Origin of the sequence: Pedobacter sp., assembly GCF_046462515.1 — a bacterium.
In the GTDB taxonomy this organism is placed as follows: domain Bacteria; phylum Bacteroidota; class Bacteroidia; order Sphingobacteriales; family Sphingobacteriaceae; genus Pedobacter.
The window spans coordinates 1-25,154 of the sequence record NZ_JBKGVD010000001.1 but is presented as its reverse complement, the minus strand read 5'-3'; the positions used below and the strand labels follow the sequence as shown (position 1 = coordinate 25,154).

Annotated in this window: 24 protein-coding genes, 1 tRNA gene and 1 pseudogene; 17 read left to right on the top strand and 9 right to left on the bottom strand. The window is 38.8% G+C overall.

What is annotated here, in order from left to right:
- Window positions 1-72 precede the first annotated feature (72 nt).
- Together folK and ACLHG9_RS00125 are read left to right on the top strand one after the other, a co-directional pair.
- A complete protein-coding gene (gene folK, locus ACLHG9_RS00130; protein WP_410219585.1) occupies window positions 73-564 on the top strand; it encodes a 2-amino-4-hydroxy-6-hydroxymethyldihydropteridine diphosphokinase in 492 nt (163 codons plus the stop codon).
- A 6-nt stretch (window positions 565-570) separates the two neighbouring features.
- On the top strand, window positions 571-948 hold the full coding sequence (locus ACLHG9_RS00125) for an Hpt domain-containing protein (protein ID WP_410219584.1): 378 nt from the start codon (window positions 571-573) through the stop codon (window positions 946-948).
- A 2-nt stretch (window positions 949-950) separates the two neighbouring features.
- Here the strand turns inward: ACLHG9_RS00125 and ACLHG9_RS00120 are convergent, their stop codons facing one another.
- On the bottom strand, window positions 951-1,634 hold the full coding sequence (locus tag ACLHG9_RS00120; RefSeq protein ID WP_410219583.1) for a CDP-alcohol phosphatidyltransferase family protein: 684 nt from the start codon (window positions 1,632-1,634) through the stop codon (window positions 951-953).
- Between the two features lie 56 nt (window positions 1,635-1,690).
- Window positions 1,691-3,424: a transcription termination factor Rho gene (gene rho / locus ACLHG9_RS00115; RefSeq protein ID WP_410219582.1), complete on the bottom strand. Its 1,734-nt coding sequence runs from the start codon at window positions 3,422-3,424 to the stop codon at window positions 1,691-1,693.
- A 268-nt stretch (window positions 3,425-3,692) separates the two neighbouring features.
- Between rho and pyrF the strand changes: the two genes are divergently transcribed.
- Genes pyrF through ACLHG9_RS00095 form a run of 4 tightly spaced genes read left to right on the top strand, consistent with a single transcriptional unit; the run spans window position 3,693 to window position 6,984 of the window.
- A complete protein-coding gene (gene pyrF, locus ACLHG9_RS00110; RefSeq protein WP_410219581.1) occupies window positions 3,693-4,523 on the top strand; it encodes an orotidine-5'-phosphate decarboxylase in 831 nt (276 codons plus the stop codon).
- Complete coding sequence (locus ACLHG9_RS00105; protein ID WP_410219580.1) at window positions 4,520-5,431, top strand: DMT family transporter; 912 nt, start codon at window positions 4,520-4,522, stop codon at window positions 5,429-5,431. Before pyrF ends, ACLHG9_RS00105 begins: the two co-directional genes overlap by 4 nt.
- A gap of 52 nt (window positions 5,432-5,483) precedes the next feature.
- Window positions 5,484-6,764, top strand: coding sequence for a DUF2851 family protein (locus ACLHG9_RS00100; protein ID WP_410219579.1), 1,281 nt, complete (start codon window positions 5,484-5,486; stop codon window positions 6,762-6,764).
- A gap of 1 nt (window position 6,765) precedes the next feature.
- Window positions 6,766-6,984, top strand: a complete 219-nt coding sequence (locus ACLHG9_RS00095) for a PspC domain-containing protein (RefSeq protein WP_410219578.1) — start codon at window positions 6,766-6,768, stop codon at window positions 6,982-6,984.
- A gap of 507 nt (window positions 6,985-7,491) precedes the next feature.
- On the opposite strand, the gene ACLHG9_RS00090 is transcribed toward ACLHG9_RS00095, so the two are convergent.
- Window positions 7,492-8,148, bottom strand: a complete 657-nt coding sequence (locus ACLHG9_RS00090) for an ankyrin repeat domain-containing protein (RefSeq protein WP_410219577.1) — start codon at window positions 8,146-8,148, stop codon at window positions 7,492-7,494.
- A 526-nt stretch (window positions 8,149-8,674) separates the two neighbouring features.
- Between ACLHG9_RS00090 and ACLHG9_RS00085 the strand changes: the two genes are divergently transcribed.
- From ACLHG9_RS00085 to ACLHG9_RS00075, 3 genes are all read left to right on the top strand, one after another.
- Entirely contained in the window at window positions 8,675-11,272 is a 2,598-nt protein-coding gene (locus ACLHG9_RS00085; protein WP_410219576.1) for a DNA translocase FtsK 4TM domain-containing protein, read from the top strand.
- A gap of 23 nt (window positions 11,273-11,295) precedes the next feature.
- Window positions 11,296-11,949 carry a LolA family protein gene (locus ACLHG9_RS00080; protein ID WP_410219575.1) on the top strand — a complete coding sequence of 218 codons (654 nt, stop codon included), beginning with the start codon at window positions 11,296-11,298 and terminating at the stop codon, window positions 11,947-11,949.
- A gap of 280 nt (window positions 11,950-12,229) precedes the next feature.
- Window positions 12,230-12,991: an MBL fold metallo-hydrolase gene (locus ACLHG9_RS00075; protein WP_410219574.1), complete on the top strand. Its 762-nt coding sequence runs from the start codon at window positions 12,230-12,232 to the stop codon at window positions 12,989-12,991.
- 192 nt (window positions 12,992-13,183) lie between these two features.
- Here ACLHG9_RS00075 and ACLHG9_RS00070 read toward each other — a convergent pair whose 3' ends face one another.
- Window positions 13,184-13,501, bottom strand: a complete 318-nt coding sequence (locus ACLHG9_RS00070) for a DUF6266 family protein (RefSeq protein ID WP_410219573.1) — start codon at window positions 13,499-13,501, stop codon at window positions 13,184-13,186.
- Complete coding sequence (locus tag ACLHG9_RS00065; RefSeq protein WP_410219572.1) at window positions 13,456-13,821, bottom strand: DUF6266 family protein; 366 nt, start codon at window positions 13,819-13,821, stop codon at window positions 13,456-13,458. The genes ACLHG9_RS00070 and ACLHG9_RS00065 overlap by 46 nt, the downstream gene beginning before the upstream one ends.
- Before the next feature lie 410 nt (window positions 13,822-14,231).
- Here ACLHG9_RS00065 and ACLHG9_RS00060 point away from each other — a divergent pair, with 410 nt between their 5' ends.
- The 3 genes from ACLHG9_RS00060 to ACLHG9_RS00050 all read left to right on the top strand — a co-directional run bounded on the left by ACLHG9_RS00060 (window position 14,232) and on the right by ACLHG9_RS00050 (window position 15,849).
- Window positions 14,232-14,516, top strand: a complete 285-nt coding sequence (locus tag ACLHG9_RS00060) for a GIY-YIG nuclease family protein (RefSeq protein ID WP_410219571.1) — start codon at window positions 14,232-14,234, stop codon at window positions 14,514-14,516.
- 46 nt (window positions 14,517-14,562) lie between these two features.
- Window positions 14,563-14,646 (top strand) — tRNA-Leu (locus ACLHG9_RS00055).
- 192 nt (window positions 14,647-14,838) lie between these two features.
- Window positions 14,839-15,849, top strand: a complete 1,011-nt coding sequence (locus ACLHG9_RS00050) for a hypothetical protein (protein ID WP_410219570.1) — start codon at window positions 14,839-14,841, stop codon at window positions 15,847-15,849.
- Window positions 15,850-16,349: 500 nt separating this feature from the next.
- Here ACLHG9_RS00050 and ACLHG9_RS00045 read toward each other — a convergent pair whose 3' ends face one another.
- A complete protein-coding gene (locus ACLHG9_RS00045; RefSeq protein WP_410219569.1) occupies window positions 16,350-16,832 on the bottom strand; it encodes a hypothetical protein in 483 nt (160 codons plus the stop codon).
- Window positions 16,833-16,924: 92 nt separating this feature from the next.
- Window positions 16,925-17,971, bottom strand: coding sequence for a nuclease-related domain-containing protein (locus ACLHG9_RS00040; protein WP_410219568.1), 1,047 nt, complete (start codon window positions 17,969-17,971; stop codon window positions 16,925-16,927).
- Between the two features lie 402 nt (window positions 17,972-18,373).
- Between ACLHG9_RS00040 and ACLHG9_RS00035 the strand changes: the two genes are divergently transcribed.
- Together ACLHG9_RS00035 and ACLHG9_RS00030 are read left to right on the top strand one after the other, a co-directional pair.
- A complete protein-coding gene (locus tag ACLHG9_RS00035) occupies window positions 18,374-18,790 on the top strand; it encodes a LexA family protein (RefSeq protein ID WP_410219567.1) in 417 nt (138 codons plus the stop codon).
- A gap of 1 nt (window position 18,791) precedes the next feature.
- Window positions 18,792-20,036 carry a Y-family DNA polymerase gene (locus ACLHG9_RS00030; RefSeq protein WP_410219566.1) on the top strand — a complete coding sequence of 415 codons (1,245 nt, stop codon included), beginning with the start codon at window positions 18,792-18,794 and terminating at the stop codon, window positions 20,034-20,036.
- A 131-nt stretch (window positions 20,037-20,167) separates the two neighbouring features.
- Here ACLHG9_RS00030 and ACLHG9_RS00025 read toward each other — a convergent pair whose 3' ends face one another.
- Together ACLHG9_RS00025 and ACLHG9_RS00020 are read right to left on the bottom strand one after the other, a co-directional pair.
- Window positions 20,168-20,791: a hypothetical protein gene (locus ACLHG9_RS00025; protein WP_410219565.1), complete on the bottom strand. Its 624-nt coding sequence runs from the start codon at window positions 20,789-20,791 to the stop codon at window positions 20,168-20,170.
- A gap of 191 nt (window positions 20,792-20,982) precedes the next feature.
- Window positions 20,983-21,366, bottom strand: a complete 384-nt coding sequence (locus ACLHG9_RS00020) for a DUF4359 domain-containing protein (protein ID WP_410219564.1) — start codon at window positions 21,364-21,366, stop codon at window positions 20,983-20,985.
- Window positions 21,367-21,938: 572 nt separating this feature from the next.
- Here ACLHG9_RS00020 and ACLHG9_RS00015 point away from each other — a divergent pair.
- From ACLHG9_RS00015 to ACLHG9_RS00005, 3 genes and pseudogenes are all read left to right on the top strand, one after another.
- Window positions 21,939-22,427, top strand: a complete 489-nt coding sequence (locus tag ACLHG9_RS00015) for a GNAT family N-acetyltransferase (protein WP_410219563.1) — start codon at window positions 21,939-21,941, stop codon at window positions 22,425-22,427.
- 6 nt (window positions 22,428-22,433) lie between these two features.
- A complete protein-coding gene (locus ACLHG9_RS00010) occupies window positions 22,434-22,859 on the top strand; it encodes a hypothetical protein (protein ID WP_410219562.1) in 426 nt (141 codons plus the stop codon).
- Between the two features lie 530 nt (window positions 22,860-23,389).
- A pseudogene (locus ACLHG9_RS00005) lies at window positions 23,390-25,154 on the top strand (hypothetical protein); the annotation flags it as partial.

The window sequence follows — 25,154 nt, the reverse complement described above, 5'->3', positions numbered from 1 at the left end:
TTATGCTAAGTTAAGCAGGCTGATAAAGTAATTTTTTATAAGGTACATATTTTTTTATATACAGCTACAAGAATGCGTGCAGTTACAACCGAAGTATATTTATTGTTGGGAACCAATTTAGGCAACAAAGCAGAAAATTTAGATAAGGCCATACAGCTCATTAAAGAACGTGTAGGTACTGTAAAAGCTATATCAGGTATTTACGAAACGCAGGCCTGGGGTAAGGAAGATCAGCCTGATTTTTATAATCAGGCAGTGCTGGTAGGCACAAAATTATCACCTGCTGAAACATTACAGCAGATCTTGAATATAGAAAAAGAACTGGGAAGGGTAAGAAAGGAGAAGTGGGGCGAACGCAGCATAGATATAGACATTATATTTTACGGGGATCAGATCATTAACGAAATAGATCTTAAAATACCACATCCCGAAATGCAGAAGCGTAAATTTGTGCTGATGCCGCTGAATGAAATTGCAGAAAATTTTGTGCATCCTGTCTTAAATTCAAACATTTGCACTATATTAGCTCAATCTACAGATTCCTTAGAAGTAAAAAAGAAATAAACCGGTATGATCGATCTATCTAAAAGTCAAAGTGATCTGGATTTGTCTTATCTGAAAGAACTTTCAGGAGATAGCCCTGATTTCATGTTAGAAATGTTAGATACATTAGAACTGCAAATTCCACAATATATGGCAGAACTTAGGGGTGCGCTTGATGCGCAGAACTGGGCTGCTGTTTCTAATTTTGCACATAAAATTAAACCTACTTTTTTTTATGTGGGCAGAGAAGACCTTAGAGATTGCATGCAGTTAATAGAGCGTAACGCTAAAGAATTAAAGGAAATTGATACTTTACCTAATTTGGCTAATCAGGTTTTTGATGAGATGAAACAATTGTTTAATCAGGTAGATAAGGCCAAAGAACAGTTAAAACAGCGTATTTAATTCTATTGTATTGCTTTACCCTTAAAGTGTACAAAAGATAAACCGATATAGATTATCAATATTAACGGGAAAGCTGCAAACCGCAAGGTGATTAATAAAGCAGCTGATAGGATCAGGAAAATAAACTTGATCTTATTTTCGGCCCAGCTTAAGCCATTAAATTTTAAAGAAAATATCCTGATTTCGCTTACCAGCAGGTAGCTGCACATCAATGTAATGGCGATTAACACAAGCCAGTTGGCTATTAGTTGCGGAAATAACTCGGCTACGTAAGGTAACGATATGATGAATAAGGTATTCATAGGTGTATTTAAACCTATAAAATCTACTGTTTGTCTTTCATCAATATTAAATTTAGCTAAACGCAAGGCAGAAAATACGGTAATCAAAAAGCCCAGATAGGGTAGATAGGTATATGGCGCATCGCTGAGTTTGAGCAGCTGGAACATGATTACGCCGGGTAAAAAACCAAAACTTACCATATCGGCCAAAGAATCCAGTTCTTTGCCAATGATACTTTTAACGTTTAATGCCCTGGCACTTAACCCGTCAAAAAAATCAAAGATACCTGATAGGATTACAAAAAGAGTGGCGGTTTTAAAATCGCCATTAAAAGCAAAAACCACACCTATGCATCCCGAAAAAAGGTTTGCACAGGTGATGGCGTTTGGAATATGTTTTTTCATTTATGCTGTTTGCTTTAAATTCTATGAGATACAAAAGTGCATCGGTCATAAAATTTTTAACCGTTCATGCCCATTAAAAACTCTTCGTTGGTTTTGGTGCCTTTAATCTGAGCTTGTACAAGTTCCATGGCTTCCTGGCTGTTCATATCGGCCAGGTGATTGCGCAGTACCCATGTACGTTGCAGGGTTTCCTTATCCAGTAACAGGTCGTCTCTACGTGTACTTGATGCCGTGATATCAATAGCAGGGAATATGCGTTTGTTAGAAAGTTTTCTGTCCAGCTGGAGCTCCATATTACCGGTACCTTTAAACTCTTCAAAAATAACCTCATCCATTTTAGAACCGGTTTCGGTTAAAGCTGTAGCGAGTATGGTTAAAGATCCACCTTTTTCTATGTTACGGGCTGCACCAAAAAAGCGTTTAGGTTTATGCAGCGCGTTGGCATCAACACCGCCTGATAAGATCTTACCAGAGGCCGGGGCGGTTGTATTATAAGCACGTGCCAAACGGGTAATTGAATCTAACAAGATGACTACATCATGTCCGCATTCAACCAGGCGTTTAGATTTTTCAAGTACAATATTGGCAATTTTTACATGGCGTTCTGCAGGTTCATCAAAAGTAGAAGAAATTACTTCTGCTCTTACACTACGGGCCATATCTGTTACCTCCTCAGGTCGTTCATCAATTAAAAGGATGATCAGGTAAACCTCAGGGTGGTTTTTTGCGATAGCGTTAGCCACCTCTTTCAGTAAATTGGTTTTACCTGTTTTGGGCTGTGCAACAATTAAACCACGCTGTCCTTTACCAATAGGGGTAAAAAGGTCCATGATACGTGTTGAGTAATTGGTGAAATCAGTAAATAGATTTAGCTTTTCTGTAGGGAAAAGAGGAGTAAGATAATCAAAAGGAACGCGGTCGCGAACATCAGCAGGAACTCTTCCGTTAATGCTGATTACTTTAACCAGAGGAAAATATTTTTCACCTTCTTTTGGCGGGCGTATGCTGCCATTTACCGTATCACCGGTTTTTAAACCAAAAAGTTTGATCTGTGATTGCGATACATAAATATCATCTGGAGAAGATAGGTAATTGTAATCGGCCGAGCGAAGAAAACCGTAGCCATCGGGCATGATTTCTAAAACCCCCTCATTGGTAATGGTATTCTCGAAATCTAGGTTAGAATAACTGTTTTCGTTATGTTTATGACCTGCATTGCTGCTGGCATTGCCATTCTGGTTTGGGTTATTGCCTTTGTTAGGTTTGGCTTCTTCTCTTTTTTCGCTATGCTGCGGTTTACTTTCTTTAACCACGTTTTCATCAAGGATAATGATTTCTTCATTGTTTTGCCTGATGATATTTTTATCAGCCGATATCCGCTCTCTTTTAGGTTTATTTAGTTTATCAGCTATGCTTTCCAGTTTTTCAGGATTTTCGCCCATTGCAAGTGTAATCGGGTCAAATTCGGTAACTGGTTCGGTATGGCTTAGCTGATCGTCATCAAAAAGAGTAGGCTTTTGGGTTTTTATATCTGTTTTTTGTTCGGCCTCTTCTTTGGCTTCTTTGTTATCTTTTGATATCCTTGCCCTTTTTTTAACCGGTTTATCTTCTGTGGCAACCGGTGCAACAGGGGTGTTTTGAGCTGGTTCAGGGGTAGATTCCTGTTTTTTAAGGATCTCTTCTATGAGCTCATTTTTACGCAAGTCTCCCGCGTTTTCAATACCATTTAACTTTGCTAACTCACGCAGCTCGGCGATAAGTTTTTCTGATAGTTCTGTTTTATTAAACATCTATATTTTGTAGAGAAATTTTTTTAGGGTTTATCAAATTATACAACCGAAAAATGAATTATAAACATTTCAAGAAACAGTTTTGATAAGATTTTTCTGTAGATACTCAGATAAACGTTAAGGAATTATGGCACAATTCTATGCAATTGTAACAAAAACTGCAAGAAAAAAATAAAAAATATTTTAAAATTAAATTTAATGATACATTAAAGATACAAAAAAACGCTGTAAAATTGGCATCTTTGCACAAAATTTAAAGCAGATACACATGAACATAGCACAGCTTTTTGAACAGATACAACAAAAAAAATCGTTTTTATGTATAGGGCTTGATCCGGTAATGGATAAACTGCCCAAGCATTTATTGAAATACGAAGACCCGGTATTTGAGTTCAATAAGCAGATTATTGACGCTACGCATGATCTGTGTGTTGCTTATAAACCTAACACGGCTTTTTATGAAAGTAGGGGCGTAAAAGGATGGCACACGCTGGTAAAAACCTGGCAACATTTTCCGGAGCATATTTTTACCATTGCCGATGCAAAAAGGGGCGATATTGGTAATACATCGGCTATGTACGCAGAAGCTTTCTTTAATCGCGAAAGTTCCGATATGAGCTTTGATTCTATTACTGTAGCGCCTTATATGGGTAAAGATTCGGTTTCTCCGTTTTTAAACCATCCAAATAAATGGGTAATCTTACTGGCTTTAACTTCAAACCAAGGCAGTGAAGATTTTCAGGTGAAAAACCTTGGAGATAAAAAGCTGTATGAGCAGGTGATCTTGAGTTCGCAACAGTGGGCTGATGTTAACCAATTGATGTACGTGGTTGGTGCAACCAAGGCCGATGAATTTAAACACATACGCAGCCTGGCTCCGGATCATTTCTTATTGGTTCCGGGTGTGGGGGCGCAAGGAGGTAGTTTAAGCGCTGTTTGCCAATACGGATTGAACAAACATTGCGGCTTATTGGTAAATTCGGCCAGAAACATTATCTACGCAGGTAATGGTGAAGATTTTGCCGAGAAAGCCCGTGCAGCGGCTTTAGAATTACAGCAGGAAATGGAGCAGATCTTAAAAGGCGCAAACCTGATATGAGCGAGGCTAAAGATCTGAAACTGATTGCGGCGCTTTTTGCGGTAGCCATAGTGTGGGGTACCACCTATCTGGGCATACGTGTAGCCGTACATACCATACCACCCTGGTTTGTGGCAGGTTTACGCCAATTAATGGCTTCGGGTATATTGCTTACTATTTTATTGTATAAAAGGAAGTTGAAATGGATAGGATGGGGGCATTTAGGCCGACAGGTTATTCTGTCCAGTTTAATGATTGTAATGGCCAATGGCCTTACAACGGTAGCAGAACAGACCATACCCAGCGGTTTAACTTCTCTGCTCAATGCCTTATCGCCAATTGTGGTGTTTTTAGGTAGCATTCTTGCAGGCTTGCAAAAACCTAATTTAAAAGGTTTCATAGGGGTTGGCGTAGGTTTTAGCGGGGTGACTTTTATTTTTAGGGATGGTTTTACGGCCTTATTGGAGCCAAGCTATAAAATAGGCATATTTTTTCTTGCATTAGCTATTTTAGGTTGGGCCTGTGGTACCATTTATGCCAAAAAATATGCACATAAAAGCCAGGATATTTATCTGGATCTGTTCTATCAGTTCCTTTTTTCGGCAATAGTGCAATTGATTTTCGCTTTTGTTTTTTCAAAAGAGATCGAACCGCATCAATGGAGCCTGGCAAGTATGGTGGCGGTTGCTTATTTAGGTGTTTTTGGTTCTATAGTAGGTTATTTCTGTTACAACTACGCATTAAAGAGGGTAAGTGCTATACAGGTGTCTATTCTTTCTTACTTTAATACAGTTATCGCCATATTCTTGGGGTGGCTGATCTTAGATGAAAAAATTACGGTTGATCTGCTGATTGCCACGGTGCTGATTATATTAGGTGTATTTATTGTCAACTATAAAAAAAGAGAAGTTTTAAAAACAACCCACTGATTTGGTTTTTTAGCAAACTTCTTGAAATGAGAAAAATTTGCTAAATTCAATCATGAACCTCTCAGAAGATTTTTTGCACTTTGTATGGCAGTTTAGGCTATATGCTGCCGAAAACTTGCAAACCTGTTGTGAACAATCTTTGCGCGTATTGCAAAGTGGTTTGCCCAATAAAAATGCCGGGCCCGATTTTATGAACGCAAAGCTCATTGTTGGCGAAACCACCTGGGCAGGCAATATAGAAATTCACATCAGATCTTCAGATTGGTACGAACATAAACATCATTTAGATAAGGCATATGACAATGTAATCTTGCATGTGGTTTATTTTGATGATCAACCCGTAAAGCGTACAGATGGTACGCTGATCCCAACGCTTGAACTGCATCAACTTATTGAACCAGATTTATTGCTAAGGTACGCGGCTTTACTGGAAAACATGAACGATTTCCCTTGTCAGCCGCAGATAGGTGATATTGATCCTTTTGTGATAGAAGGTTTTCTATCCAGAACTTTAGTTGAACGTTTAATTGCCAGATCAGGAGAAGTATTTCATAAACTGGAAAGCTTAAAAGGAAACTGGGATGAGACCTTTTACCAGTTTCTGGCCAAGAGTTTTGGCTTTAAGATAAACGCCCTGCCCATGGAGATGCTTGCACAAAGTTTGCCGCAACAACTTTTTGCCAAACATAAAAATCAGCCTTTTCAGATTGAGGCCCTTTTGTTTGGGCAAGCCGGATTTTTAGCGCAGCCGTTTAAAGAAGAATATCCCAGCGCTTTAAAAAAGGAATATGCCTATTTAAAGCAGAAATACCAATTAAATCCTATAGAGCCTTCTGTATGGAAGTTTATGCGTATGCGCCCTCAAAATTTTCCAACTTTGAGGTTGGCGCAATTTGCTGCTCTGGTGGTTAAATCTAATCATTTGTTTGCTAAGGTACTGGCCGCTAAAGATCACGGCGAACTGATCGGATTGTTTGAAGATCTGCCCGTAAATCCATTTTGGAACACGCATTATCATTTCAATAAAGCAACTCCAAAGGCAGAACTGCAATTGGGCCGAGAAAGTATCCATAATTTGCTGATCAATACCGTAAGTGTTTTTTTGTTTGCTTATGGCAAAGCCATGCAATTGCAGAATTACCAGACCCGGGCCTTAAAATTGCTCGAAAACATAAGCGCCGAAAAAAATGCAGTGGTTAAATTATACGCAAATGCGAAAGTTAACGTTAAGAACGCGTACCACTCGCAAGCTATACTGCAATTGAAAAAAAATTACTGCAATGAAAAAAAATGCTTAAATTGTGGTATCGGAATTAAAATACTAAAGCATTAAAATGTTCCAACGTATCGTTACTTTTTTTGAGAAAAGGAGTTTTGGCGTATCTGAATACTTAGCGGGAAAGTTAAATATGAGTACGGCTAAAGTGCGTCTTTTTTTTATCTACTCTTCGTTTCTGGCAGTTGGTTTTCCTATTTTGTTTTATATCCTGGCCGCCATTGTGTTAGATATTAGGCGTTATATGAAACGGATCAGGTTAAAAATTTGGGAATAGGTTGGGGTTTCGTCTTTCGCTATTCGTTACTCGCTGTTCGTCTTTCGTACTTCTGACATCCGACCTCGGTCTTTGGTCTTTTGACTCCCAACTTCCCGACTTTACACGTCACGCTGAAATTTGTTCAGCATCTAACTTCATAATTAGTATGTTTTTCACTCATTGCCGTTGGGCTAGTCCTTTCTCCTTGATGAGAAAGTACCAAAGAATCAAGGCTGTATTGCCTTCCTTGCATCACAGGGGCAAAACTCTCAGGGCGAAATCAGTAGGCCCTGCCTTTGCGCAAAGCCTTAGCTCTGGGGCTGATTGATTTCTTATTTGTGCTGGTTTATGGGGTAGTGCAAAAGTTTTACCATGTGCTACCGCGGAATCCAATAAGGCCATTGGGTGCAGGGTATGGGGTGATTGGTCGTTGTTCGTTTGTCGTTTATTCGTCTTTCGCTATTCGTTACTCGTTGTTCGTTTTTCGGTCTTTGGACTCCTAACTTCGGACTTCCGGACTCTCAACTAATCATCATCCCTTAAAATCTCAGCAATCTCTTTAAAACCTTTTTCGGCAGCCAGATCAGCAGGGAGCTTGCCATCGTCGGTACGTAAAGTTACTTCTGCCCCTTTTTCTAATAAGGCAATGATCATTTCAATATTACCGTGCTGCGCGGCAAAATGCAGAGGGGCAATGCCCAATTTCTGGCATACATTGGGGTAGGCACCTGCATTTAACAAGGCTGTAGCTAAACCATAATTGTTGTTGTTTACGGCCGAGTGCAGGGGAAAAACATGGTAACCATTTTTACTGGCCAGGTTTACTTCTGCTCCTTTAAGCAACAAGAACTTTGCAATCTCTTCATGGTCAAAATAGCAAGCCAGGCCCAGAGGGGTAAAACCATCTACAGAATAAGCATTGATCAGTTCAGGGTTTTTAAATACCAGTAGCGTAACATCATCAAACTTGCCAATGGCACAGGCATCGAACAAACTTAAATTAGGCATAAACTCTGCGATTACTAAGGCTATATCCGTTTTTTTGTAATAGCAGGCCAGCATTAAGGGCGAGGTATGATGAGAGGTTTCTTTTACTGCAAGTTCTGGCGTTTGGCTTAATAACGCAATAATATCTTCGGTTTGCCCGTTTTCAATTAAGCTTTCCAGAGGAGAAGTACTCATTTCTTGGTTCGTGGTTTTGGTTCTAAAGTAAAATAACGAAATAAAAAAGGAATATTAAAAACAAAATCAATGTGAAAATAAAAAACAAACGCATTGAATAGGCGGTACACAAACTATTTTCATCCATTTTTTATTAATTTGTTGGTATAAAATAGGTAAGCCAATTAAGGTGAGGTAGTGATAAAATATAGGCCTAAGATGATGGTAAATGAGCAAATTATTGCTATCCGCATCAGCCAATGCCGGTTTTAGCAGAACGGAGGGGACAGGCCCGAGCTATCGTGAAAGTAAACATAGACCCTGACCACAAAGTAGCTACAAGACCTTAAAGAAAATAAATAAAGACTTGTAAAATGAATTTACTCCGTAGCTTTCCGCTTTGCTCCAAGTCAGGGTAACGGCAAGTAAAAAGCTTGATTGAAATTTAAACAGTTTCTAAAATGAACTCATGTTAATTAGCAAAACAGCATAAACAAACCAGCATATCTTTTTTATATTTGTTGATTATTAATTTTTAATCTTTACGATGTCGTTAAGAGGAAATCAATTTAGAGCCAATTCTTTTAAGCAAAATACCGAATCACCTAAAAATGGCGATAAAGGCAAACCCGGTAAGGTACATAAAACACGAGCAGAGATTCTACCGCGTTTTGATCTGGCCGATGGAAGGTTTGTAAAAATCATAGGTCTGCTTTTTATCATTATTTCTTTATACTTTTTAATTGCTTTTACATCCTATTTATTTACCTGGCAGGAAGATCAGAGCTATGTAATTGATGCCAATGGTGGGTGGAGTAATCTGTTTAAAACAGCGGAGGAATTAAAAACCAGTGGTGTCAATGATCCGGTTGTACAAAACTGGCTCGGTAAAATAGGGGCTCTGCTCTCGCATCAATTTATTTATAAATGGTTTGGAGTAGCTTCTTTCTTATTTGTTTTTGTTTTTTTTGTAATAGGCTACAGACTACTTTTTAAAGTAAAGATTTTCGCGGTAGAAAAAACATTAGGATACAGTTTTTTTTTCCTGCTGTTTATTTCACTGGCTTTTGGTTTCGGACATGCCTTTTTTGCCAAAACCCCACATTTTTTAGAAGGAGAGTTTGGCTACTGGTCTAATCAGCTGCTTACAGCTCAAATAGGGCAGGCAGGGGTTGGTGGCCTGCTGATTTTTTTAGGGCTTACCATTCTCATTATTGCCTATAACATAGACTTTAAGTTACCGCACAGAGCACCTAAGCCAGAACCTTTGTCTCCTGGTTTTGAACCCGAAGTACCTGAAAATATTTCTTTATTTGAGGAAGAAAAGTCTGAACCTGTTGAGTTTAGCTTGAACGATCGTTATGCGGCAAATAAGCAAAAACAAGATCAGAACATTATTTTAACACCAAATCGTTTTGATCAGAAACAAGAAACAGAAGATATACCTCCTGTAGTGACGGCACCTTTGACAGCTAACGTAATCTTAACGCCAGATGTAACCCCAGCTGCTCCTTCTAAACCGGTGGTAGAAGTTGGGAACATGGAAGTGGTACAGCCTAATCCGGAACCTGCGTTTACGGTAGAAAAAACAGAAGAAGAGGTAAAAGCCAATGAACTGGTAGAACAGTTTGGAAATTATGACCCTACATTAGATTTATCCAACTATAAATACCCGCATTTAGACTTGTTAGAAAATTACGGATCCAATAAGATATCTGTAAATGCGGACGAACTGGAAGCCAATAAGAATAAGATTGTAGAAACCCTTAACCATTACAATATTGAAATTGATAAGATTAAGGCAACCATTGGCCCTACGGTAACTTTATATGAGATCATACCCGCACCGGGCGTACGTATTTCTAAGATCAAAAATTTAGAAGATGACATCGCATTAAGTTTGGCAGCTTTGGGTATCCGTATCATAGCACCTATGCCGGGTAAGGGAACCATTGGTATAGAAGTACCCAATTCGCATCCCGAAATGGTGGCCATGCGCAGTGTACTGGCTACAGAGAAATTTCAGCAGAACAACATGGATCTGCCTATCGCTTTAGGTAAAACCATTAGCAATGAGGTATATATCGCCGATCTGGCTAAAATGCCCCATTTACTGGTAGCGGGTGCAACCGGGCAAGGTAAATCGGTAGGGATCAACTCTATATTGGTTTCTTTATTGTACAAAAAGCACCCTTCGCAATTGAAATTTGTACTGGTAGATCCTAAAAAGGTAGAATTAACCCTGTTCAATAAAATAGAACGTCACTTTTTGGCAAAACTACCGGGCGGTGATGACGCCATTATTACCGATACCAAGAAAGTGATCAATACGCTTAATTCTTTGTGTATAGAAATGGATCAGCGTTATGATCTGTTAAAAGATGCGCAGGTAAGAAATTTAAGAGAGTACAACGATAAATTTATTAAACGCAAGCTCAACCCTAATAACGGACACCGTTTTCTGCCTTACATTGTTTTGGTGGTAGATGAGTTTGCCGATCTGATCATGACCGCGGGCAAAGAGGTTGAAACCCCTATTGCACGCTTAGCGCAGCTGGCACGTGCTATCGGTATCCATTTGGTACTGGCTACGCAAAGGCCTTCTGTAAACGTAATTACAGGTACAATTAAAGCCAATTTCCCTGCCAGGTTAGCATTTAGAGTGCTGAGTAAGATTGATTCGCGTACCATTTTAGATACAGGTGGTGCAGATCAGTTAATAGGAAGAGGCGATATGCTGCTGGCCAGTGGCAGTGACTTGATCAGGCTACAATGTGCTTTTGTCGACACGCCTGAAGTAGACCGTATTTCTGAATTTATAGGTCAGCAGAGAGGTTACCCAGATGCCTACTTGTTACCAGAATACATAGACGAAAGTAGCGAAGGATCGATGAAAGAATTTGATCCTGATGATCGGGATCCGTTGTTTGAAGAAGCTGCGCAACTCATTGTGAACCACCAGCAAGGCTCAACTTCTTTGATACAACGTAAAATGAAATTAGGCTATAACCGTGCCGGCAGGATCATAGATCAGTTAGAAGCTGCGGGTGTGGTTGGCCCTTTTGAAGGAAGTAAGGCAAGGGAAGTTTTAATTCCCGATCTGTACGCTTTGGAACAATTCTTGAATAACCTTAACAATAAGTAATTTTTAACACGAAAAAACACAACATGAAAAGAATAATAACTGCTCTTACTTTTATAGCTATCAGTTGCTTAAGTATAAATGTTTTTGCACAGAAAGATCCGGCAGCAAGTGCCATTTTAACCAAGGTTAGTCAGAAATACCGTTCACTAAAATCAATAAAAGCTAATTTTTCTTTAACATTGAATGCGGCAAATGGTAAAGTAATGGATGTAAAAAACGGTGTGCTGTATGCCATACCGGGTACCAATAAATTTAAGGTAGATCTGGGCGATCAGCAGATCATGAGCGATGGTAAGACACAGTGGACGTACATTAAATCATCTAATGAAGTTCAGGTATCTAACGTTGATCCAGGCAGCGATGCGATTAACCCTTCTAAATTGTTTACCATTTACGAAAAAGGCTTTAAGTACATCTATGCTGGTGATACCAAATCAAAATCGGGTAATTTATCTACCATTGAGCTAACTCCGGAAAAGAACGATGCCAAGATCTTTAAGATCAAATTGTACATTAAAAAAAGCAATGATATTGCAAAAGCAGAAATGTTTGAGAAAAGCGGGGTGCGTTACACGTATAACGTAAGCTCTTCTGAATTGAACAAACCCATCTCAAATGATATGTTCACCTTTGATACCAAAAAATACAAAGGCGTTGAAGTAGTTGATCTACGCTAAAACAAGCAAGAGGTAGCCTTAAGAGTATTGATATCCGTCATTCTGAACTTGTTTCAGAATCTAAAATATTTAGTCGTATTCTACAGAGAGACCCTGAAATGAATTCAGGGTGACGGTCGTTTGATTGGAGGGTGACGATTGATTTATTGGGGATTGACAACCAACACTTTTGAGGCTTCCGTTTTTTATTTGCTCATTATTTTATAATATTGTTTTTTACTTCAAGTAAAAGCAATATCTGGCTAAATCCTTTATATTGTTCATTTAGACGAATAGCATTTTGAAAGTTACTTTTTTAGGCACAGGCACATCACAGGGCGTTCCGGTAATCGGATGCGATTGCGAGGTATGCAGGTCTGAAAATAAATTAGACAAAAGGCTAAGAGTATCTGCGCTGATTGAAACTAAGGATAAACGTATGGTTATTGACAGCGGCCCAGACTTTAGGTACCAGATGCTCAGAGCCAAAGTTAACGATCTGGACGCGATTTTATTTACGCATGAACATAAAGATCATGTAGCCGGGCTAGACGATATCAGACCTTTTAACTACCTGCGCAAAAAGGTAATTGATGTTTATGCTACCCAAAGAGTGCAACAGGCTTTAAAAAGAGAATTCTCTTATATCTTTTCAGATACGATTTATCCCGGTATCCCACAAATTAACCTGCATACCATAGATAAAGACCCCTTTTATGTGGGTGTAAATAAGGTTATCCCCATAGAGGTGATGCATTACAAGCTCCCGGTACTGGGGTTCAGGTTAGGCGGCTTTACTTACATTACCGATGCCAAAACCATTGAAGACGCAGAAATTGAGAAGATCAAAGGCTCTAAAATAGTCGTACTAAATGCTTTGCAGAAAGATTCGCATATCTCTCATTTTACCTTGGATGAGGCCGTGAGCATGGCCCGAAAAATAGGGGCGGAAATGACTTATCTTACGCACATCAGCCATAATATGGGTTTGCATATGGCAATAGAAAAAGAACTCCCTGCCAACATTAGATTGGCCTATGATGGGCTTTCTTTTGAATGTTAAGCTTGTCCTTGTTACATTGAACCTATCCCTGTCACATTGAACCTATCCTTGTCACATTGAGCTTGTCGAAATGTATTAATTCGCTTAAGCATTCGGTGTCAGGCTGTCCCGATAGCGATCGGGATTGTCGAAACCCTTTCTTTGACAGCAAAATATAGCGTTAATCATCAGAATAATCTAATCTATTCAGATTTAAAAAAACACACTACCACAATAAGTACTCATGGCAATAGCCTGTCTGTCTTCGGCAATAAAAGCAATCCAAACATGAAAAGTTTTTCCCTGATCTGATTCAGAAAGCTTAATGCTTTCATGTTCTCTTGATCTTTTGGCCCCACTGGTTTCATAGTGGGCAATGCCATCTTCTACATTATAAACCATGAGCATCACCTGATCATGCGCCCTCATATAGTCGCCCGCTGTATTGTTTGTCCAGCTAAAATGTACACCCACGTCATCTACCTTTAATCGCACACCCGTTGCTCCCGGCAAACTCCATAGGTTAAACATACTTTAGCGTAATCTATTTCGCCATTTGCCTGTTGCGCATTTAACATGTTGTAAGATTTGGCTACGTTGTGGGCGCTCATCATCCGCTTCTTAGATTCCATATTAAAACCTATCCGCACAAAACCCACAATAGGCTTAAGAAACTGTTGCATAAGGCTAAATTTTGATCTGCACGCATTTTGACGGGCACTGCCTATTTTGTTCTTTAAAGAAGGTGTACGCTTAGCTCTGATTACCCATTTGCCATACAGATAGTACCCGCTTACTATACCTACTGTTCCGGTAAATCCGCCGTTTATTCCGTCTTTGATAACCGCCATAATGTTTGTGTTTAGCTACATTAAGATAGCAACTTACTGATTAAAAAGCAAATAAGCTGTATTTAATAGGGATGTTATTCGGGTTTTACTCGGATAGATTTGTCATAAGTCCGACTAAAGTCCGTTTTAAATCTGTCTAAAATCCGTCATAACTAACTTAATGTGTACTTTCATCTACAGCACAGCTAATAGATGTTGCTGTATGGTTTTTATAATATGCTTGTGGGCTAATCTGCTCAATGAATAGGGAAGGAAAATCCTAAAATAATTCAGGAATTTGCTATGAGCTGTAGCGTTAATTTATACATTTGCAGCATTATACCCGGATGGCGATCCCGATAGCTATCGGGATGGTGGACACACTATTTGAGAGGTGTTGACACTGGCGCGGCTTTCTTTAATTTTTCATTATGGCCTCTGTTTATATTCTATATTCAAAAACCTTAGACCGTTTTTATATTGGGAGTTGTGCTGAATTTTCGTTTCGATTGCAACAGCACTTGAACAAGGACTTTATGAATAGTTTTACGGCGAAAGCAAACGATTGGGATGTTTTCTATACGATTGAAAATCTTGGTTACCAGCAAGCCAGATTGATTGAAGCGCATATTAAGAGGATGAAGAGCAAGATTTACCTAAGGAATTTAAAGGACTATCCTCAAATGACAGCTAAACTGATAGAAAAAACAATTTAACAAGCCAATTTTTTCAAATCAAATGATATCTTTGCACCATTAAGATACCCGGGTGGCGAAATTGGTAGACGCACCATCTTGAGGGGGTGGCGCTGGCAACGGCGTGGCAGTTCGAATCTGCTTCCGGGTACTTTTAAGAATTCGGGACGGGCAACCGTCCTTTTTTTGTTTTAAATCATTCTAACTTGCTGCTAAGTTATAGATAAGTTGAACAGCTTCTTTCGGTTTAGTGATTCGAAAAACATTATTTTCAAACACCATTTTTTTGCATATTGAATCAGTTATTTCTGCTTGATTACATATCGGGGCATTTGGAAATAAATTGCCAATAGAGCTGGATAAACTTATTGCAAAGCAACATAACTTTTTAAACCAACAGAATAAACGTATTGAAGAACTTGAAAACAACGAAAGAATAACAAACTTAATTTGTATCACAATGAAAAAACTTATTACAACTGCACTGGCAACAATGGTTGCTGTTTATGGATATGCACAAAATACATATCCTTTTCCACAGATTGGGAATATTGGTATAGGAACAACAAATCCCCAAAGCTCACTTGATGTAGCTGGAGAAATAAGATCAACTAACGTCGGCTCAAACCTTTATTGGGCTTATATGAAAGCTAATTGGGCTGAAAATAATGGGTTTGAATTAGGATTGAGTGGACACAAGATTTTAACAAGCGATAATTATTATTATGGTTCAGTATTAAATTTTTGGACCGCAGACACCAAGAAAATGACTATTAATGCAAATGGGAATGTGGGGATTGGAACGACAACCCCAAGCGCCAAGCAGGAAATATTTCTAGCGGATGGAGGGTTAAATCAATTTAGACTTAGTACTGGATTTACCGGGGGCAACTACATAGATATAAATCCTTTTATAAAAAATGTGAATAACGGAGGATTTTCTATCTCCCAAAATGGAAGTGTCAGATTTGTAATTGATAATTCGGGGAATGGAAACGTAGGTATAGGAACAACAACACCAGATTCAAAACTTACTGTAGCTGGTAAGATTCACTCTCAAGAAGTAAAAGTAAGCATAGCTGCCGGTGCAGATTTCGTATTCCAAAAAGATTATAAACTTACTCCTCTTGCAGATGTAGCAGCATTTATTTCAACTAACAAACACCTCCCGCAAATAGCTTCAGCCGATGAAATGAAAAGAAATGGCTTAGAATTGGGAGAAATGAATATAAAATTACTTCAAAAAATTGAGGAGCTGACTCTTTACTTGATTGAGATTAAGGAAGAATTAAATGCATTGAAAATTCAGAATAGTAAGTCTCAGCCAGTAGTAAAATCCCCCACAATAAATTAATTTTTGTAACCATTAAATAGTTTTTAAATTTTAGCCACGGAGCATCTTACTATAATTTAAAAATTAAAACTACAATTTTTCACATTTGTCAACTTTTTTGTTCTAATATAATCTGGTCAAGGTCTCCTTTGATGAAAAAATGAAAAATTTTCATACTCTTTTTAATATGAATCCTTTTCGTTCCAAATCCTCAATTATGGGTTCAATAAGAGATAAAAAACGTTTTAAATTTTCAAAGTACTCCTGCTGATCGGTACAAAGCCGAAGTTAAAACTAACTTCGGCTTTGTTGCTTTACAACTTTTTGTTGAGCACTATGGTTTTGCATACGTGCGCCAGCGAGGGGGAGTTTGAGAAAAAATGATAATTACTAACCTTTGTAGCTGCGTTGAGATAAACTGGCATATCAGGTGCCGGCGCTGTTCTAAACCATTCTTACTAATTCATCCATTGACATGGTGCTAAGGTAAAAAAGCCCTTAACAAGGAACTTAAATAATAACTAGTTTGGCATAACACCTGGACCACCCGGTGGGTCATTTACAGGATTTATACCTTGTATAGTTTGTGTGAATGCCGTAATCGCTGATAGATAATAAATTTGTTCATCACCATTTATGGCGTTAAAATATCCATCCATTAGTGCATTATAATAGTAATCATAAAGACCACTTTCGTAAGCATAGGCAGCGACCACCTGGTTATATATAATCGTTGTTACATCTCCAGGATCAGCTATCATAAATTTTCGGATTTGTTTATAGGTTCCATCAGTTTGTAGAACGGGTTCTGGATTAGAGCTAAATCTAATCATACGAAATGTTGCTCTAGGGGGTACATTTGGAATTACAAATGTGTTTTTCACATAATTACCAAGATCGTAACCTGCTAGATAGCCCAACCTTTCAGGCGTGTTATCATTTTGAGCGGAAGCATCTGTGAAAAGCGAAACACTCACGAATAGAAGTAAAAATATTCTTTTCATAATAAACTGGTTTTAAAAATTTCTTCAATTTAACTAAAGAAAAGCAAAAAAATAAGTGTGCAAAAAAGTCACAAATTAAAGGTAGCTTTTACTTACTTATTTAGCCATAAAAGTGTCTCAGCTATTTGTTTTGTCTCGGAAGTCGAATATATTGGTTTAAAATAACTCACGTAATTAATAAGTTCGTTGATTGTTAGGATTTTCACATATTGAAATTCTTCTTTAGGTCTTGTATTGGTCAAAACAATTAAATTTCTGATTGATATTTTTTTGTCTCCCCAATGATGACTGTCTAAGCGCAATTGATAATTACTGTTAGTGTTATTTAGTAAGTAAAATAATGCGAAACTTGTTCTTTTAATTTGTTTAACAGGTGAGCGCAAGTTTAAGCTTTCCATTGATTTCTCACTCCAGTTTTTTGTTTCAATAATGAATATTCCTGAAGGACCTACAAGTATATGGTCAATCTGTACAGATTTTATGTAGTCGTTTTCTTGTCTATTATAAATTGCTGGAGAAAACGATGTTGCAAAATCATTAATTAGATAATAATCGTCACTTAGATTCTCGAGTGTCTTGACCACTTGTTGCTCCCCTAAAGCACCATAGATATAGTTGTTAAGCCCATCTAAAATTGTTTTTTTTCTTTCAAGTTGAAACAGCTCGGTAGATGCGCTTTTCTTTACGGCTTCATTGAATTTTGAATTAATAAATTGATTACGATTGTTTTTAATTTGATATTCTTGAAGAAGATTGGTAACAGAAAACTCTATTTCGCTTTCGAAAGAGAGCTCTTTATGTTTAATTTTTCTAATATAGTCCCAGTTTTTTAAGCTTTTCTTTACTGTTTGAAAAATATTTTTTGGAATACTCTTTTCTGAAATTTCAAGCTCAGATTTTAACTTGTCAATTTCACTCAAAAATAACTGACGTGATTGTTCCCGTTTTGTTTCTATTGATGTTTTTAAAATCGGCAAGTCAACCTCAAGGTTCTCTTTTTCTTGCTTAATCAAGTCTTCGTGATGAAAAATTAGATTTTGTCTAGAAGCAGGATAAGATTTCTGAAAAGCAATTGCTTCTTTCAGGGATTTAAAATCATAAATGTTGTTTCGTTCTAATTCTGACTTTAATATAGTCAACGAACCAATTGTGTTATAAATTTTACACATCTAACCGTAGATTTACTATTGGTGGTTACTTCACATTGCTTATTGGCCATAACTCTCAAATATACAGAACTTCTTTATAGTAGCAATTAGAATATCTGAAATGATAATGTTAAGAATATCAATTGTTTGTATTTGGTTTTGGGGCACATGACTAAATCTCTTCTTGTGTTTTTGTTATTGTGTACAATACAAAATTTAGATGGTAAATACTAAAAATACAGTTTTTCCCATGCTGGCGCATACGTGCCGCATGTGCATTATAAAAACTTAAAAAAATAAATGTAAACGGAGCCTAACATTTTAGTCTTTTTCACAAAAAACTGTTTTGAATTACTAATATTTTTAGCAAATTTGAGGCTTGATTTTTTAGTGATGATCAGACCGATAGACCCTTTGCGCAACGAGGTACTGGATACCTTAGATGATCCGGGCAGGACATCAGGCTTTGTAAGTCCGGCAGAAGATTATATACAGCGCAGGTTGCATATTGCCAATATGATTGTTGGCGATCCTACCAATACCTTTTACTTTAAGGTAGATAATGACCTGATGAGCTTTTTCCATATCCTGAAAGGAGCCATTGCCGTGGTAGATAAATCTCTGCCCGTAATGCACGGATCCATTATTGTTTGCTGCCTGGATGGCGAATGGCTGATCAGGAAGCTGTGCAGGCGCAACGGACGGAACTACCTTTGCATGAGTAACAGCTTTGAAAATTGTATTGAAACAAGCGGCCGACAGCTGGATATTTTTGGAAGCGTTTCATGGGTTTGCATGCCCACCAGATGATATGGTTGGATTAATTGATTGCAATAATTTTTACGCAAGCTGCGAGCGGCTTTTCAGGCCACAGTACAAGAATGTGCCCATTGTGGTTTTGAGCAATAACGATGGCTGCGTAATTGCCCGTAGCGAAGAGGCCAAGCAGCTCGGCATACCTATGACCGCTCCTTATTTTCAATGGAAACCTTTTTTAACGGCTCATAAGGTAGCGGTTTTCAGTTCGCATTATGAACTTTATGGAGATATAAGCGCAAGGGTAATGACCAATATTGCCAGGTTTTCGCCCGATATGGAAGTTTACAGCATTGATGAATGTTTTATAGGTCTTACAGGATTTGATCATCTCGACAGGTATGCAGAGCATTTGCGCAATACCGTGATCCACAACACGGGTATTCCCATATCCATAGGGGTAGGGCCTACCAAGGTACTGGCCAAGGTAGCCAATAAACTGGCCAAAAAAGCACAGGGGCATCTGGTGTTGCAAACGCCTGAACAGATTGAAAAGGCACTTTCAGCGTTTCCTGTTGAAGCGGTTTGGGGCATAGGCTACAAGCATGCCCAGCGGCTCAAAAAAATAGGGGTACATACGGCAAAAGATTTCAGGGGGTTACCTATTAACTGGGTGCAGAAAAATATGTCGGTGGTAGGTGTACGCCTGTGGCGCGAGCTATGGGGACAACCTTGTTTACCGATCAAAATGATAGGCGACCCTAAGAAAGGACTGAGCACCAGCAGGGGCTTTGGCAGAACAACTGATGATTATGAAGAACTGAAAGAAGCCACCTCATCTTATACGGCACGGTTGGCACAGAAGCTCCGTCGCGAAAAATTGTGCTGCACGGTATTATCGGTACGTTTGCTTACCAACCGTTTTACGGATAAGGAAAAACAGGTCTATCCACAGATTACCATTCCTGTACATACAGCAGCCAACAATACGCCCGAACTGGTAAAACATACCTTATGGGGTCTGGAGCAGATATTTCTTAAAGGCTATCGCTACCAAAAAGTAGAGGTATCGGCTTTTGGACTTATTCCCGAAGAAGAAGTGCAATTTAGTTTGTTCAATGCCTATGATGGCGACCGTTTAAACCGCATCAGCTCGCTTATGGACAAGTTGAACACCCATTACGGGGCAGGGGCATTGCGCCTATGCTCTGAAGGGCATAACCCTAAATGGAACCTGCGCAGGGATTTCCTAAGCCCTAATTATACTACCGACTGGAAGGAGATTATAAAGGTGGGTTAATCCATTTCTTTTTTATTGCCCCCGTACAAATTTAGTACCTATGCTGGCTTGGCTTAAGCTTGCTGCGTATGTATTTATAAAAGAAGAGTTGCATTGTCCTGGGCGGAACCTGAAATTGTTGTTGGTAGAAGTTATTTTGTGAGCTCTCTAACATCTGCCCATATCTGTTGCTTCCCAAATTCTCCTAAGTTTAATATGTAATTCCCATCTTTATCTATTACCGCAGAACTGGCACAAGGATAATGCATTTTAAAAAATAATTTTTCTATTATTTGGTCATCATCTTTTTTCCAGTCAACTTTTTTAGGATGATAATATTTTAAATTTTCATCACTTTTATATATCCAGAAATTGTTGGTCGAATTTACTTTCTTGATTTTTCTTAAATAATCATGGTCAAAAACAGTCCATGTAGAAATTCTTTCCATTCCATTGCAATTGTCTTTTCCAGGATAAAAAATGATTATTGTAAGGTTATTATCAACTGTACCTTTTTTTATTAAACTCTTGTTCAATTCTTCTAATTCTTCAACAGATAGTTTTCCTTTTGTTTTAGGTTGGTATAATATATGTGCAACCTGGTCTTCAAGTTCAAAACCGTTATAACGGTAATTATCTTTTGATAAGAAATCATTAAATTCTTTTTCGCTTATATTTTCAAAATTAGAATTATAATACTTTTTAATCTTGCTTTGAGCATATAGCATAGTATTGAATGAAATCAATAAAAGTGCTGTTATTGCTGTTCTTTTCATATAATTTCTGCTAACGTTTTGCAGGTTTAAGTTGAGCCTAATTATTTGAACCAATTACCCACGACACTAATCTAAATAAATGGCTTCAAATTTTTGTGTTCGTACTTCGCCCGAGGCGTAACTTAAACCTGTTGTTATAGGTAGGTTTTTATAAGATTGCTGGCAAAATAGTTCAATGAAAATCTATTTTCTTATTTGTTTTCAAGCAATCCTTCATTCATTGCTTCATCTAATTTATTTGTTATGAATACATTTCCAAAAGCGCCAATTCCAATAACTTTTGTTTTTCCTTCCCAAGTTATTTTGGTTGTTGAAAACAGAACATAATTGTCTGTACTAATAAGGTTGTCAATTATTCTGTCAACTAATGCTCCTCCTAACATTATTCCAAGTGCTTGTCCTGCATTTTTCCATTTGTCGTCGGTTTCAGTCAGGTTTTTCTTTATCGATTGTTGCATATAAGAGCTTAGTTTAATCTTAATAACTTCTTTATGCCTGTCTTGATTAGGGTTGGTTAAAATTGCTACAAGAGCAATTACACCAATAATTATAGTTATTAAATAGTTCTTCTTCATTCTTTCTTTAGTTTCAATTTTAGTTTTCTGGCATTGACCATTTTTTGTAGCTGACGGTCGACATTCTGTCTGTCAGTGTTCTGTACATCTTAAACTTACCTATAACTCTCAAATATACGCAACTTCTTTATAGTTTTAATTATAGTTATTTGAATGTTAATTGAATTAAAATCAATGGTTTATATGTTTTTTTGCAGTACATGGCTAAATCTTTTCTTGTGTTTTAAAATTGCGTGCAATGCAAAATACGCATGGTGAAAACTAAAAATAGAAGTTTTCTAATAAATGAGCCTTATACCTTGTTTATGTAGCGCTATTACGCAATCTGGAGAATTTGGCTTTTAAGATGGATTGGTTCAATTTCTTTATGGTAGTAATTGGAATATCTGGAATGTTAATGGATATGATTTCAGCGGTTTATGTGTGATTTTTACAGGGTATAGGAGAAGTTAAAACTTATTTTGGCTTTTTTGCTTTCTAACTTATTGTTAATCCCTGACTAAAGTAATCGCATTGATTTTTTTGTAATTTTAGTATCGGAATATTTAAAATAAAACAGTAACCAAAACATAATGATAACCAACACATCTGACCTAAAACTGAGAAGAACAGCAATTGCCGACCTGGACACTTTGTTTCAGTTTCAGCTTGATAAAGAAGCAGGTTTTTTAGCCGCGTTTATGCCAAAAGACCCGACAGATAAAACCGCATATTTAACAAAATACACGAAATTATTGAGCGACCCAACTGTAAACAACCAGACCATTATGCTCGGCAATACTATTGTGGGTAGTATTGCAAAATTTGTGATGGAGGGCGATACGGAAATTACTTATTGGCTGGACAGGAAATTCTGGGGGCAGGGAATAGCGACCCTCGCACTTAAAAAATTTCTTGATCTTGAAACCACAAGACCTCTATTTGGGCGGGTCGCGTTTGACAATTTTGGCTCGCAAAAAGTCCTGGAAAAATGCGGTTTTGTAAAGATTGGCTCAGACAAAGGCTTTGCAAATGCACGCCAAACAGAAATAGAAGAATTTATTTACAAACTTGACCATTAGAAGCAATTGAATATAAAAAAACAGATCAAAGCTTATATAGACAGTCAGCCCGAACCCAAACGAGCCGAAATAGAAACCTTGCATCAACGCATATTGCATGTATTGCCCAAAGCTAAACTCTGGTTTTTAGATGGTAAAGACGGTCAGGGCAAAACGGTTTCTAATCCACAGATAGGCTACGGGCTTCAAACCGTAAAATATGCTAACGGAAAAACCAAAGCCTTTTACCAAATTGGCATGAGCGGCAATACAACCGGGATTTCAGTTTATATAATGGGCCTTGAAGATAAAAAGTACTTACCAGAAACTTACGGTAAAACCATAGGTAAGGCAAATGTAACCGGCTATTGCATCAAGTTCACTACCTTAAAAGACATCCATATAGATGTACTTGAAGCCGCGATACTTGATGGGGTTAAGCAGAGCACCTAACATCTGTTCTTATGCTTTTTTTCTATTGAAAAAGCATAACTGCCTTAATTACGCTCATATTCACTTATTTTTTGGGTTTGAAAAAGGTCAAAAAACTCTCAAGTTGTTAAAATTTCGCAGATTCCACAATTTTTTGGGTAAAAACCACAAAACATTTATTTGCAAGGCGTTATGTTAATTTATAACTTAAAGTTTTAACCTAAAATAAACTAACAGAAAACTAAGTTAAACCAACACCATCAATGACTAAAACTACGCTTTTAGGGCTAAGAAGGGGCAGCTTCTTTTTAGCCCTCCTGGCAATTATTGCCCTTGCAGTGCTTTCCTGCAAAAAAGATCTTTTTAAAACGAGTGATGAATTTTCTGACCCGAACCTGGTCAGCCGGAACCAGGCCTATTCAAAAGGGCCGCAGATGAAAACCATTAACCTGACTGATTTTAAAAGACAGGTCGATGTGGCAAGCCTGGGCAAGCTCGCCGCGTCCTTTCAGGACTACAAGCCCAACAAGGACAAACTGATGTCCGTCAACATGCCGGAAACCTACGCTGGCTTTAATATCCAGACCGATAGTATCAATGTTGTTGAAACGAACAATTACACCAGCTATGTTTTCCCTGTAAAGCTGTCCAGCCCGAGGGCAATAACCTTTCAGAACCTGACCATCCAGAAAAACAAGCTGAACAACAAGACCGTTGCTTTCATCAATACCTACACACCTTCGCAGAAATGGATCACGGACTGGAAGGCAGGGAAGCAGTCAAAGTTTGACGGCAATATTGCCGTTACCTTTTTGAATTTAGGCAACAATCCGGTTCCGGTTAATTTACCAACGTCTTCGGCCTCGGGCGCAGGTAACGGCCAGGGCAAAATTTCTTACGCAAATGTTGACGACTGTTATACCATTGACTACTGGTATGCCATCCCATATTCATGCTCTTCAGGCAGGCACTGGCCGGGCGATCCGGGATGCCGTTTGGACGGTTCGTTAAGAGCCGGCTATTTTGTTGTTTACTTCGATGTAACCTATTGCGGTAGCGGCGGCGGCGACGGTGGCTATAACGGCGATGACAGCGGCTATGGTTTTCCAGGTGGCGGAGGTGGTACTACCAATCCCGGCACTGGTGGCGGCACAACCGATCCGGGAAATACCGGAGGTGGCACAACCGGCGATCCGGGTGGCGGCGGTAACGGTGGCGGTGGATATATCCCTCCGTTTCCTCCGGGCAATGGTTACCCACCGATAGACCCGGGAACAGGCGGTGGCGGTTCAGGTGGTAGCGGAGGCGGAACAACCCCGACACCACCATCAGACTACAATCCCTGTAACGGCAACAACCCGCCCATTGGTACAATAGGCGCGGTAAAAAGTGGCGCGACGGGCGCTAAGCTCATGGTACACCAATTACCTGATTGCGATCCACAACCGCCGACAATCCCTCCGATAATTCCGCCAAATCCTTACGATCCCGATTACAGCTATGATCCTTTTGCCGGAGAAATGACACCGATGCGCAGTGAAACGGTTTTCCATGACGAAACCGGGCGGTTCATAACCTATGGAGAGGTTGAGGACTATTACACCTTTAACAATGAAGAGGTGGACAATATCCTGGGAGAGTTTGAGATCCCAAATTTTACACCGGTATGGGGCCTTAATACAGCCCTTGAAATTCAACTTGAAGCATCTTATTTAAGGGTGGCGCACCCTGACTGGAGCGAATTTAAGGTTGTAACCAGAGCTACATGGAATGCCCTTAAAGGAAAATGCCATTTTGCGCTTGACATTGTTGGTCTTGTCCCGGTTGTAGGTGAAGCAGCAGATCTTGCCAATGGCGCAATTTACTATATCGAAGGAGATAGGTTAAATGCCGCTTTGAGTGCCGCATCTGCGGTACCCGTTTGGGGATGGGTATCGGTAGGCGGTAAATGGTTCCGCACGGTTGAGAAGGTAGCGGCAAAATCACTTAGCGAAGCAGCAGGTAAGGTTAGCTACATCGTGATAAAAAGCAATAAGGGAGCTGTCAGGCTGATTAAGGTCGCTGTTAATGCCTTTAGCCATAACGGGGTTAAAGCGCTCAAAGCTGTAAAGCCTGCTGATAAAACCTTAACCAACATTTCCAGAACCATGATAGATCAGCTATCTTTACGCGTTAAGCCTGTTGCAACCAGCTTAAAGAACAAAGTAGATGATATTATACTGCACGGTGATGCCGCCGGAACAAAGACCGAGCAACTGGCCGATGAGATGTTTGCAACCAATGGCTTTGTAAAGCATGATGCCAAGATTGGCAGCA

Bases quoted from the DNA above. Each gene is read 5' to 3' on its own strand.
- folK (WP_410219585.1), top strand. From the start codon at position 73: ATGCGTGCAGTTACAACCGAAGTATATTTATTGTTGGGAACCAATTTA.
- ACLHG9_RS00125 (WP_410219584.1), top strand. From the start codon at position 571: ATGATCGATCTATCTAAAAGTCAAAGTGATCTGGATTTGTCTTATCTG.
- ACLHG9_RS00120 (WP_410219583.1), bottom strand. From the start codon at position 1,634: ATGAAAAAACATATTCCAAACGCCATCACCTGTGCAAACCTTTTTTCG.
- rho (WP_410219582.1), bottom strand. From the start codon at position 3,424: ATGTTTAATAAAACAGAACTATCAGAAAAACTTATCGCCGAGCTGCGT.
- pyrF (WP_410219581.1), top strand. From the start codon at position 3,693: ATGAACATAGCACAGCTTTTTGAACAGATACAACAAAAAAAATCGTTT.
- ACLHG9_RS00105 (WP_410219580.1), top strand. From the start codon at position 4,520: ATGAGCGAGGCTAAAGATCTGAAACTGATTGCGGCGCTTTTTGCGGTA.
- ACLHG9_RS00100 (WP_410219579.1), top strand. From the start codon at position 5,484: ATGAACCTCTCAGAAGATTTTTTGCACTTTGTATGGCAGTTTAGGCTA.
- ACLHG9_RS00095 (WP_410219578.1), top strand. From the start codon at position 6,766: ATGTTCCAACGTATCGTTACTTTTTTTGAGAAAAGGAGTTTTGGCGTA.
- ACLHG9_RS00090 (WP_410219577.1), bottom strand. From the start codon at position 8,148: ATGAGTACTTCTCCTCTGGAAAGCTTAATTGAAAACGGGCAAACCGAA.
- ACLHG9_RS00085 (WP_410219576.1), top strand. From the start codon at position 8,675: ATGTCGTTAAGAGGAAATCAATTTAGAGCCAATTCTTTTAAGCAAAAT.
- ACLHG9_RS00080 (WP_410219575.1), top strand. From the start codon at position 11,296: ATGAAAAGAATAATAACTGCTCTTACTTTTATAGCTATCAGTTGCTTA.
- ACLHG9_RS00070 (WP_410219573.1), bottom strand. From the start codon at position 13,501: ATGTTTAACCTATGGAGTTTGCCGGGAGCAACGGGTGTGCGATTAAAG.
- ACLHG9_RS00065 (WP_410219572.1), bottom strand. From the start codon at position 13,821: ATGGCGGTTATCAAAGACGGAATAAACGGCGGATTTACCGGAACAGTA.
- ACLHG9_RS00060 (WP_410219571.1), top strand. From the start codon at position 14,232: ATGGCCTCTGTTTATATTCTATATTCAAAAACCTTAGACCGTTTTTAT.
- ACLHG9_RS00045 (WP_410219569.1), bottom strand. From the start codon at position 16,832: ATGAAAAGAATATTTTTACTTCTATTCGTGAGTGTTTCGCTTTTCACA.
- ACLHG9_RS00035 (WP_410219567.1), top strand. From the start codon at position 18,374: ATGATCAGACCGATAGACCCTTTGCGCAACGAGGTACTGGATACCTTA.
- ACLHG9_RS00030 (WP_410219566.1), top strand. From the start codon at position 18,792: ATGGTTGGATTAATTGATTGCAATAATTTTTACGCAAGCTGCGAGCGG.
- ACLHG9_RS00025 (WP_410219565.1), bottom strand. From the start codon at position 20,791: ATGAAAAGAACAGCAATAACAGCACTTTTATTGATTTCATTCAATACT.
- ACLHG9_RS00020 (WP_410219564.1), bottom strand. From the start codon at position 21,366: ATGAAGAAGAACTATTTAATAACTATAATTATTGGTGTAATTGCTCTT.
- ACLHG9_RS00015 (WP_410219563.1), top strand. From the start codon at position 21,939: ATGATAACCAACACATCTGACCTAAAACTGAGAAGAACAGCAATTGCC.